At 71.8% G+C, this 11,630-nt stretch carries 4 protein-coding genes; 3 read left to right on the plus strand and 1 reads right to left on the minus strand.

The features are described from left to right. Positions 1-29 precede the first annotated feature (29 nt). Positions 30-2,627: an alpha-glucan family phosphorylase gene (glgP, locus tag GMA12_RS13130; RefSeq protein ID WP_162459827.1), complete on the minus strand. Its 2,598-nt coding sequence runs from the start codon at positions 2,625-2,627 to the stop codon at positions 30-32. Between the two features lie 144 nt (positions 2,628-2,771). Here glgP and GMA12_RS13135 point away from each other — a divergent pair, with 144 nt between their 5' ends. The 3 genes from GMA12_RS13135 to glgB all read left to right on the plus strand — a co-directional run bounded on the left by GMA12_RS13135 (position 2,772) and on the right by glgB (position 11,151). Then, positions 2,772-5,291 (plus strand): maltotransferase domain-containing protein, encoded by a 2,520-nt coding sequence (locus tag GMA12_RS13135; protein WP_370831548.1) that lies wholly within the window; start codon positions 2,772-2,774, stop codon positions 5,289-5,291. 107 nt (positions 5,292-5,398) lie between these two features. After that, positions 5,399-7,168, plus strand: a complete 1,770-nt coding sequence (gene treS, locus GMA12_RS13140; protein ID WP_156269918.1) for a maltose alpha-D-glucosyltransferase — start codon at positions 5,399-5,401, stop codon at positions 7,166-7,168. A 53-nt stretch (positions 7,169-7,221) separates the two neighbouring features. Continuing rightward, positions 7,222-11,151 carry a 1,4-alpha-glucan branching protein GlgB gene (gene glgB, locus GMA12_RS13145; RefSeq protein WP_156269919.1) on the plus strand — a complete coding sequence of 1,310 codons (3,930 nt, stop codon included), beginning with the start codon at positions 7,222-7,224 and terminating at the stop codon, positions 11,149-11,151. The last annotated feature ends 479 nt before the right edge of the window (positions 11,152-11,630 follow it).

Below are 11,630 nucleotides of genomic sequence, written 5' to 3' on the forward strand. Positions count from 1 at the left end.
TGTGCCGGCCCGGTCCTGCCGGGCCGGGCTCAGGCGTTCGCCACGAGCCCCAGCTCCGCCTTGTCGGCGAGGTGGGGGTGGGCCGGCAGCACCCGCACGGTGTAGCCGAAGGGCCCGGAGCGGTCCACGGTGATCGTCCCGCAGAACTTGTGCCGCCCGCCCCCGAGGTCGCCGGTGGGGCGCAGGGTCGCGTACTTGCGCTCGTGGATGTGGTCGGTCTCCGAGACGCGGCCGTAGCCGATCTCCGCGCAGACGTCCTCCGGGGCCAGCGAGCCGAGGGTGACGTAGGCGCACACGGAGAGCTCGTCGCCGATCTGCGGGTCCTGGGCCACGCCCTCGGTGTCGACGTGCTCCACCGAGACCTGGCCCCAGGCCTGGCGCACGCGCCCGATCCAGCGGGACTTCGCGCGCGCGGCGGCGTGCCCGTCCTCGGCGGCCCGGCGCCCGGAGACGGCCGCCGGGACGTAGAGGTCCCGCACGTAGTCCTCGAGCATCCGCTTGGCCGAGACGCGGGGGCCGAGCGTGGCCAGGGTGTGCCGGACCATGGCCAGCCACTGGTGCGGCACCACGTCCGTGCCCGGCTCGGAGGCGTCGCCCGTCTCCCCGTAGAAGCGGGGTGCCACGTGGTTCTCGATCAGCTCGTAGAGGGCGGCCGCCTCGATGTCGTCGCGCTCGTCCGGGTGGGCGCCCTCGTCCGCGGTGGGGATGGCCCAGCCGTTCTGGCCGTCGTACATCTCGTCCCACCAGCCGTCCAGCACCGACAAGTTCAGCCCGCCGTTGAGGGCGGCCTTCATCCCCGAGGTGCCGCAGGCCTCCAGCGGGCGCAGCGGGTTGTTCAGCCACACGTCGCAGCCGGGGAACAGGGTCCGGGCCATCGCGATGTCGTAGTTGGGCAGGAAGACGATCCGGTGGCGCACCTCCGGGTCGTCCGTGAAGCGCACGAGGTCCTGGATCAGCCGCTTGCCCTGCTCGTCCGCCGGGTGGGACTTCCCCGCGACCACGAGCTGCACCGGGCGCTCCGGGTCCAGCAGGATCTTCTTGAGCCGCTGCGGGTCCCGCAGCATGAGCGTGAGCCGCTTGTAGGTGGGCACCCGGCGGGCGAAGCCGATCGTCAGCACCCCGGGGTCGAGGACCGAGTCGGTCCAGCCGAGCTCGGCGTCCGCCAGACCGCGCTTCTTCCAGGAAGCCCGCAGCCGGGCCCGGACGTCCTCCACCAGGCGGGTGCGCAGCTCCCGGCGCACCGCCCACAGCTCGGCGTCGTCCACCCCGTAGATCCGCCGCCACCGTGCGGCCCGGTTGAGGTCGGAGCCCATCGGGTCCAGGGCGAGCTCCGCCATGCGGGGGTCGATCCACGTCATGACGTGCACGCCGTTGGTGATGGATCCGATCGGCACCTCGTCCTCGTCGAAGCCCGGCCACAGCCCCCGGAACATGCCGCGGGAGACCACGCCGTGCAGCTTGGCCACGCCGTTGGCGCGCTGGGCCAGGCGCAGGCCCATCACCGCCATGTTGAACTTGGACGGGTCGCCGTCGTCGTAGTCCTCCGCGCCCAGGGACAGGACGTTGGCCGTGGGGACGGCCGGGGCGAGACCGGCGTTGAAGAAGTGCTCGATCTGCGCCCGCTCGAACCGGTCGATGCCCGCGGGCACCGGGGTGTGGGTCGTGAACACGGTCGCCGAGCGCACCGAGGCCAGGGCCTCGTCCCAGGTCAGCGGCTCGCTCCCGTCGGCGGGGTCCATGAGCTCCGCGATCCGCTCGATGCCCAGGAACCCGGCGTGGCCCTCGTTGCAGTGGAAGACCTCCGGGGCCGGTGCCCCGGTCAGCCGCGAGAACGTGCGCAGAGCGCGGATCCCGCCCATCCCGAGCAGCAGCTCCTGCTGCAGCCGGTGGTCGCCGCCGCCGCCGTAGAGGCGGTCGGTGACGCTGCGGGCGTGGTCGTCGTTGTCCGGGATGTCGGAGTCGAGCAGGAGCAGCGGTACGCGCCCCACGTCGGCGCGCCAGATCTGCGCGGACAGCGAGCGCCCGTTGGGCAGCGGCAGGGTGATCCGCGCGGGCGTCCCGTCCTTCTCCCGCAGCAGGGCCAGGGGCATCCCGTCCGGGTCGAGCACCGGGTAGGACTCCTGCTGCCAGGCGTCGCGGGAGAGCGACTGCTTGAAGTACCCGTGCTGGTAGAACAGGCCCACGCCCACGACCGGCACGCCGAGATCCGAGGCGCTCTTGAGGTGGTCCCCGGCGAGGATGCCCAGCCCGCCCGAGTACTGGGGCAGCACGGAGGTCACACCGTACTCGGCCGAGAAGTAGGCGATGGCCCGGGGGGCGTCCTCGGTCTGGGTCTTCTGGTACCACAGCTCGTCGGTGAGGTAGCACTCCAGGTCGGCGTCGAGCTCCTCGATCCGCCGCACGGTGGCGGGGTCCTCGGCGATCTGCTGGATCTCCTCCCGGGTGAGGGAGCCCAGCAGCTTGACCGGGTCGCCGTGCACGGTCTCCCAGGCCTGCGGGTTCAGGTCCGCGAACAGCTGTTCGGTCGGCCGGTGCCAGGACCAGCGGAGGTTCCTCGCGAGGCGGCTCAGAGGGGCGATGGACTCCGGCAGCACGGTGCGCACGGTGAATCTACGGATTGCCTTCACGCGGTCAGACTACCGGTGACCCGCCGGGAATCGGCCGTGTCCTCGCCCGGTCGTCTCCCCGGCGCGCCGGGCGCGCCCGCAGGGACGGGGACACCGCCGCGCCCTTCGACAGCGGGCTTAACGATCGCGGGGTTTGTCGCTAACGTGTTCCAGGTGAGCCAAGCCAACACGCCGTCCCCGTCCGACCCGGCCGCGAGCCCGGCCGGCACGTCCGCCCCCGACCTCCCGACGACTCCCGCCGCCGAGGCGGCCGTTCCCGGCGACGGGACCGCAGTTCCGGCCGAGCAGCCGCCGAAGAAGGCCCCGGCGCGCCGCAGGGCCTCGACCGCCCGGAAGGCCCCGGCCCCGGCCGCGGACGCCGCGTCCGTGGAGGACGAGCCGGGCATCTCCGTGGTCCCCGCCGCCGAGCCCAGCACTCGCGCGCGCAGGACCTCGACCCCGAAGACGTCGACGGCCAGGACGTCCACCGCCAAGACGTCCACGGCGAAGACCTCCACCGCCAAGACGTCCTCGGCGAGGACGTCGACCGCGAAGACCTCCACGGCGAAGACCCCGGCCGCGCGGACGTCGACGACGAAGAAGGCCACGACCACGCGCAAGGCCCCGGCCACGCGCCGGAAGGCCGCCGGGTCCGCGTTCTCCCGCGAGGACCTGGTCTACGGGCGGATCCCGATCGTCGGCGTGAGCCCCGTGGTCGAGGACGGGCGCTTCCCGGCCAAGGCCGTGCCGGGCGAGTCGATCCGGGTGGGCGCCACCGTGTTCCGGGAGGGCCACGACGCCCTCGGCGTCACCGCGGTGCTCTACGACCCGCAGGACACCGAGACCGAGCGGGTGCCCATGCGCCTGACCACCCCCGGCACCGACCGCTACGAGGCGTGGCTGACCCCGACCTCCGAGGGCGCCTGGACCTTCGCCGTCGAGGGCTGGGGCGATCTCTACGAGACCTGGCGGCACGCCGCCGAGATCAAGGTCGGCGTGGGCCAGGACGTCGAGCTGATGATGGCCGAGGGCGTGGTCCTCTTCGACCGCGCCGCCGCGGAGCCCGGGCGCCCGGACTCCGACGTCGAGCTGTTCCGCGCCGCCTCCCGCACGCTCGGCAACCAGGAGCTGCCCGCCGAGCACCGGCTCGAGGCCGGCACCTCGGCCGAGGTCCTGGCCGTGGTCGCCGAGCGCCCGCTGCGCGACCTCGTCACCGAGAGCCGCCGCTATCCGCTGAAGGTCGAGCGCACCGCCGCCGGCCGCGGGTCCTGGTACGAGTTCTTCCCGCGCTCCGAGGGCGCCGTCCTCGACCCCGAGACCGGGACGTGGACCTCCGGGAACTTCCGGACCGCCTCCGAGCGGCTCGAGGCCGTGGCCGGGATGGGCTTCGACGTGGTGTACCTGCCCCCGATCCACCCGATCGGCCGCGCCCACCGCAAGGGCCCCAACAACACGCTCGTGGCCGGCCCCCAGGACCCCGGGTCCCCATGGGCCATCGGCGCCCCCGAGGGCGGGCACGACACGATCCACCCGGACCTCGGCACGTTCGAGGACTTCGACGGGTTCGTGGCCCGCGCCGCCGACCTCGGCCTCGAGGTCGCCCTGGACCTCGCCCTGCAGGCGTCCCCGGACCACCCCTGGGTCACGGCGCACCCGGAGTGGTTCACCACCCGGGCCGACGGCTCGATCGCCTACGCCGAGAACCCGCCGAAGAAGTACCAGGACATCTACCCGATCAACTTCGACAACGACCCCGAGGGGCTGTCCCTCGAGGTGCTGCGGATCGTGGAGCTGTGGATCTCCCACGGCGTGAAGATCTTCCGGGTGGACAACCCGCACACCAAGCCCCTGTGGTTCTGGGAGTGGCTGATCGGCACCGTCAACGCCCAGCACCCCGAGGTCGTCTTCCTGGCCGAGGCGTTCACCCGCCCCGCCATGATGCAGGGCCTCGCCCGCGTGGGCTTCCAGCAGTCCTACTCCTACTTCACCTGGCGCAACACCAAGAAGGAGATCGAGGAGTACCTGCACGAGGTCAGCCACGAGACCTCGGCGGTGTACCGGCCGAACTTCTTCGTGAACACCCCGGACATCCTCACGGAGTACCTCCAGTTCGGCGGTCCGGCGGCCTTCCGGATCCGCGCGGTGCTGGCGGCCACGGGCTCCCCGCTGTGGGGCGTCTACGCCGGCTACGAGCTCTTCGAGCACGTGGCCCGGCAGGGCGCCGAGGAGTACGTGGACAACGAGAAGTACCAGTACCGGCCCCGCGACTTCGCCGGGGCGGAGGAGCGCGGCGAGTCCCTGGCCCCGTACCTGACGCGGCTCAACGAGATCCGCCGCCGGCACGCCTCGCTGGGCGACCTGCAGAACCTGACGGTGCAGTCCACGTCCGACGACGCCCTGGTCGCGTACTCGAAGACCAAGACGGTGCGGCACGGGGGCTCGGCCTACAAGGACACGATCATCGTGGTCGTCAACGTGGACCCGCACGCGACCCGCGAGGGCACGGTGTGGCTCGACCTGGAGTCCCTGAACCTGGACGACGCCGACTTCAACGAGGACGGCAGCTTCTGGGTGGACGACCTGCTCAGCGGCCACTCCTGGAAGTGGGGCACGCACAACTACGTGCGCCTCGACCCGCACCACGACCCCGCGCACGTCCTGCACATCCGGCGCAACGTCAAGTAGGGGATCTGCCGGACCCCGTCGGGGCCCTCCCGGGCAGCGCCACCCGGGAGGGCCCCCTTCCCACCCGAAGGCCTCCGACCCACCTGCCCGAAAGGCGGCACCCCCGCATGAGCATCTCGCCGTACTCGCTCAACGCCCCCGGCATCTCCCACGACCCCGACTGGTTCCGCAAAGCGGTGTTCTACGAGGTCCTCGTCCGGGCGTTCTCCGACGCCAACGGTGACGGCTCCGGCGACTTCTCCGGTCTGATCGACAAGCTGGACTACCTCCAGTGGCTGGGGATCGACTGCCTGTGGCTGCCGCCGTTCTTCGAGTCGCCGCTGCGCGACGGCGGCTACGACATCTCGGACTACTACTCGGTCCTCGACGAGTTCGGCACGATCAGCGACTTCAAGCGCCTGGTGGCCGAGGCCCACGCCCGCGGTCTGCGCGTGATCATCGACCTCCCGCTCAACCACACGAGCGACCAGCACCCGTGGTTCCAGGCCTCCCGCGAGGACCCCGAGGGCCCCTACGGCGACTTCTACGTCTGGTCGGACACGGACGAGCTGTACCAGGACGCCCGGATCATCTTCGTGGACACCGAGGAGTCGAACTGGACGTTCGACCCGATCCGCCGCCAGTTCTTCTGGCACCGGTTCTTCTCCCACCAGCCCGACCTCAACTTCGAGAACCCCGCCGTCGTCGAGGCCGTCCACGACGTGGTGAAGTTCTGGCTGGACATGGGCATCGACGGCTTCCGGGCCGACGCGATCCCGTACCTGATCGAGGAGGACGGGACCAACTGCGAGAACCTCCCCGGCACCCACGACTTCCTCGTGCAGCTGCGCCGGATGATCGACGAGGAGTACCCGGGGCGTGTGGTGATCGCCGAGGCGAACCAGATGCCGCACGAGGTGGTCGAGTACTTCGGGACCGAGCAGGACCCGGAGTGCCACATGTGCTTCCACTTCCCGATCATGCCGCGGATCTTCTACGCGCTGCGGGACCAGAAGGCCGCCCCGATCGTGGACACCATGCAGGAGACGCCCGACATCCCGCGCGGGACCCAGTGGGGCACGTTCCTGCGCAACCACGACGAGCTGACGCTCGAGATGGTCACCACCGAGGAGCGCCAGGCGATGCTGGGCTGGTACGCCCCGGACTCCCGGATGCGCGCCAACGTGGGCATCCGCCGCCGGCTGGCGCCCCTGCTGGACAACTCCCGTGCGGAGATCGAGCTCATCCACGCCCTGCTCCTGTCCCTGCCGGGCAGCCCGTTCCTGTACTACGGCGACGAGATCGGGATGGGGGACAACATCTGGCTCGACGACCGCGACGCCTCCCGCACCCCGATGCAGTGGACCCCGGACCGCAACGCCGGGTTCTCCAAGGCCGACCCGGGCAAGCTGTACCTGCCCGTCGTCCAGTCGCTGGTCTACCACTACAACCAGGTCAACGTGGAGGCGCAGCTGGCGTCGTCGTCGTCCCTGCTGCACTGGATGCGCCAGATGCTGGCGGTGCGCAAGGCGCACCCGGCGTTCGGGCTGGGCAGCTACGTCAACGTGGAGACCGACCACGACTCCGTGCTCGCGTTCCTGCGGGTGCTGCCCGACGAGGAGACCGAGGACGGCCGCGGCGAGACGGTGCTGTGCCTGTTCAACCTGGCCCACACCCCCGCGTGCGCCCGCATCCGGCTGCCGCAGTTCGCGGGTCGCGGGCTGCGCGAGCTCTTCGGCGGCGACCTGTTCGGGGAGGTGGACGAGGCCGGGGAGTACCGGATCACCCTCGGCAGCCAGGACTTCTTCTGGCTGCGGCTGCGCGCGGCCCGCCGCGACGACGGCACGCACCCGCAGACCACGGCCCTGCCGATCATCACGCCCGCCAAGACGTCCTGAGCGCGACCGCGCGTCCGGCCACCACCCCGCCCGCCCCGGAAGGACCCGATCCCATGACCGACCAGCACCCCGACGAGCTCCTCGACCTCCTGCGGCAGTGGTTGCCGAAGCAGCGCTGGTTCCCCTTCGCGGACGGCGGCGCGGGCGCGGACCTGCGGGTCCTCGCCCAGCTCGACCTCCCGGAGCGGGCGGGCGGCACGGCCCGGGTGCTGCTCGTGGAGGCCACGGCGGGGGACCGCGCCGAGCTGCTCCAGGTGCCGCTGACCTTCCGTGCGGCGCCCCTCGAGGGCGCCGAGCGGTTCCTCGTGGCGGAGCCCGCGACCCCGGCGGACGCCGGTGCCGGGCAGGCGGCCGCGCCGGGCGCGGAGCAGGCCCCCGCTCCGCTGCGGGCGGCGCGCAAGCTCAAGGACCGCGCGGCGCGGGCCGGGCGCGCGGTGGCCGACCGCACCGGTCTGCCCGTGCCCGGGGCCGACGGCGCGGTGGCCGGGTTCTGGGTCTACGACGGCGTCGGGGACCCCGCCTTCGTGGGCGCCGCGCTCGAGCTCATGCAGCAGCAGGGGACGGCCGGCAGCGGACCGCTCGGGCTGTCCCTGACCGGTGCGCACGGGGACGCGCTGCGCGTGCCCTACGCCGTGGAGTCCCGGGCCCAGGTCCGGGTGATCTCCAGCGAGCAGTCCAACTCCTCGGTGATCATCACCCCGCCGGCGGGCCGCTCGCACGCCGACGCCGTCATCGTGAAGTTCTTCCGGGTGGTGGGGGAGGGCACCAACCCGGACGTGGAGGTCGGCCGTGAGCTCACCGCCCTCGGCTGCCCCGCGGTCCCGGCCACGTTCGGCTGGCTCGACGCCCGCTGGCGCACCGGTCTCGCCGCCGCGGAGGGCCAGCTCGCGGTCGCCACCGAGTTCCTCGCCGGGTCTGCCGACGCCTGGGGCCGGGCCGTCGAGGCCGCCGAGCAGGGCGCCGACTTCACCGACGAGGCCCGGGAGCTGGGCCGCACCACCGCCCGCGTGCACCGGGACCTGGCTCGCGCCTTCGGCGCGGAGGCCCCCGACGACGCGGCCCGCACCCGCCTGCTGGACGGCCTCGCCGGGCGCCTCCGCTGGGCCCGGACGGAGACCGGGTCCCTGTTCGCCGAGCACTCGGAGGCCCTCGACGCGCTGCTGGGCTCCCTCGACGGCGTGACCGACCTGCCCCCGCTGCAGCGCGTCCACGGGGACTACCACCTGGGCCAGGTCCTCCAGACGGAGGAGGGCCAGTTCAAGGTCCTGGACTTCGAGGGCGAGCCGCTGCGCCCGATCGAGGAGCGCACCCGGCCGGACGTGGCCCTGCGCGACGTCGTGGGCATGCTCCGCTCCTTCGACTACGCGGCGGCGTTCGGGGCGCGCGCCGGGGCGGGAGACACCGAGGAGTGGGGCCGCCGGACCGCCGAGGCCTTCCTGTCCGGCTACGAGCAGGGCGCCGGGCACGTCGTGGACCGCGACTCGCCGCTGTTCCTGGCGCTGTGGCTGGACAAGGCGCTCTACGAGGTCGTCTACGAGCAGCGCAACCGGCCCGACTGGCTGGGCGTGCCGGCCGGAGCGGTGCGCCGTTTCCTGGACGATCTGCGGTCGCGTAGCGTGAACCCTGAACCCGCCGGCGCGGACTCCGCGTCCGGCACCGGCCATGACGACGACAGGTCCCGTTCCGCGCGGCTCGCTGCGGCGGAACCGGGAACGGAAATCGAGGACGCAGTGACCGCCAGCACCCCGCAGGACCGATCCGACCCCGTCCAGGCGGCCGGCCACGACGTCGCCCCGGCAGGGCCCGTCCCCGTGCCGGAGCACGTGCTCGCCGCCGTCTCCGAGGGCCGCCACCACAACCCGCACGGGATCCTGGGCGCCCACCTGAACCCGGACGGCAGCGTCACGGTGCGCACCCTGCGCCGGTTCGCCACGGCGGTCGCCGTGGTCACGCAGGACGGCACCTTCGAGCTCGAGCACGAGTGGGGCGGCATCTTCACGGGTGTGGTCCCGGCCCACGAGCCGGGCCGGATCCCCGACTACCGGGTGGAGGTCACCTACCGGGACCTCGAGCCGCAGCGGACGGACGACCCCTACCGCTTCGCCCCCACGCTGGGCGAGCTCGACCTGCACCTGATCGGGGAGGGGCGGCACGAGACGCTGTGGACCGTCCTCGGCGCCCACGTGCGCCGCTATCCCTCCGCCCTGGGGGACATCACCGGCGTGAGCTTCGCCGTGTGGGCGCCCAACGCCCAGGCCGTGCGCGTCATCGGGGACTTCAACGGCTGGGACGGCAGCGAGCACGCCATGCGCTCCCTCGGCTCCTCGGGCGTGTGGGAGCTCTTCGTGCCGGGGCTGGGCTCCGGCGCCACCTACAAGTTCCGCATCCTCGGCCGGGACGGCGGCTGGCGGGAGAAGGCCGACCCCATGGCCTTCGGCACCGAGGTCCCGCCCTCGACCGCGTCGCGCGTCTTCGAGTCGACCTACGAGTTCCAGGACGACGCCTGGCTGGCCCGCCGCGCGGCCACCGACCCCCACAACGCCCCGATGAGCGTCTACGAGCTGCACATCGGCTCGTGGCGGATGGGTCTGGGCTACAAGGACCTCGCCAAGGAGCTCGTCGAGTACCTCACGTGGCAGGGCTTCACGCACGTGGAGTTCATGCCTGTGGCGGAGCACCCGTTCGGCGGGTCCTGGGGCTACCAGGTCACCTCGTACTACGCGCCGTCCTCCCGGTTCGGCAGCCCGGACGAGTTCCGCTACCTCGTGGACCAGCTCCACCAGGCCGGCATCGGCGTGATCGTGGACTGGGTCCCGGGGCACTTCCCCAAGGACGAGTGGGCCCTGGCCCGGTTCGACGGGGAGCCCCTGTACGAGCACGCCGATCCCCGCCGCGGCGAGCACAAGGACTGGGGGACCCTGATCCCCGACTACGGCCGCAACGAGGTCCGCAACTTCCTGGTGGCCAACGCCTCCTACTGGCTGGAGGAGTTCCACATCGACGGGCTGCGCGTGGACGCCGTGGCCTCGATGCTCTACCTGGACTACTCGCGCAACGAGGGGGAGTGGGAGCCGAACGTCTACGGTGGCCGCGAGAACCTCGAGGCCATCGCGTTCCTCAAGGAGGCCAACGCCACGGCCTACAAGCGCACCCCGGGGATCGTCATGATCGCCGAGGAGTCGACCTCCTACCCGGGGGTGACCCGGCCCACCGACGCCGACGGACTGGGCTTCGGGCTGAAGTGGAACATGGGGTGGATGCACGACACCCTCGAGTACATGGCCGAGGACCCGATCAACCGGTACTACCACCACAACAAGCTCACGTTCTCGCTCGTCTACGCCTTCTCGGAGAACTTCCTGCTGCCGATCTCCCACGACGAGGTCGTCTACGGCAAGGGCTCGCTGCTGCGCAAGATGCCCGGGGACCGGTGGCAGCAGCTGGCCAACGTCCGCGCCTACCTCGCGTTCATGTGGGCCCACCCCGGCAAGCAGCTGATCTTCATGGGCACCGAGTACGCCCAGGAGTCCGAGTGGTCCCAGGAGCACGGACTCGACTGGTGGCTCTCCGAGACCCCGCCGCACAAGGGCGTCCAGGAGCTCGTGCGCACCCTGAACACGATCTACCGTGACACCCCGGCGCTGTACGAGCGGGACAACAACCCGGCCGGCTTCGAGTGGATCGACGCCGCCGACGCCGGGCGCAACACGCTGTCCTTCACCCGGTGGGACGAGCAGGGCAACCCGCTGGTGTGCGTCGCCAACTTCGCCGGCAACCCGCACGAGAACTTCCGGCTGGGCCTGCCGTGGGCCGGCGAGTGGCAGGAGGTGCTCAACACCGACTCGGAGCACTTCGGTGGTTCGGGAGTGGGCAACCTCGGGCGGGTGAGCGCGACCGAGGGCGCCCACAACGGCAACCCGGCCTCCGCCGTGCTGACCGTTCCGCCGCTCGCGGTGCTCTACCTCAAGCCGGCCGAGCACTGAGCCCGGACCGGTCGTCCCGGCGGGGACACGGCCGGTGCACCGGGGAGGGGCCTGGGTCTTCGGACCCGGGCCCCTTTCCGCTCCCGCCCGGCGGTGCGGAACACCGAACCGGCGGGTTGCACGGCGTGGGCAAACCGGGTAACTTCTTCCGAGTCGTCGCGGCGAGGAACTCCTCCGGGAGCACCACGGGACGGCGCCCCACCCACACCACTCCGGACCGGACGGCCAGCGCGCCGCGAGGCACCGGGAACGTGCTAGGGTGGCGGCTTGCGAGCTTCGCCGGACGGCGGCTCCAGTCACGATCGGGTCACCAAGTGTTCACCCGAGATTGACCGGACCGACCGGGAAGGCTAAGGTTGCAGAGCACTCCGGGAGCACGGTGTCCAACGGGACACGCTGACCGGTCTGTTGTTTGAGAACTCAATAGTGTGCCATGTTTGTTGATGCCAAATGTTTTGTTTGGTTGATGGATCGCCTGT

Origin of the sequence: Kocuria sediminis (genome assembly GCF_009735315.1) — a bacterium.
Taxonomy (GTDB): domain Bacteria; phylum Actinomycetota; class Actinomycetes; order Actinomycetales; family Micrococcaceae; genus Kocuria; species Kocuria turfanensis.

Coding starts and splice junctions, on each gene's coding strand:
- treS (WP_156269918.1), top strand. CDS start 5,399: ATGAGCATCTCGCCGTACTCGCTCAACGCCCCCGGCATCTCCCACGAC.
- glgB (WP_156269919.1), top strand. CDS start 7,222: ATGACCGACCAGCACCCCGACGAGCTCCTCGACCTCCTGCGGCAGTGG.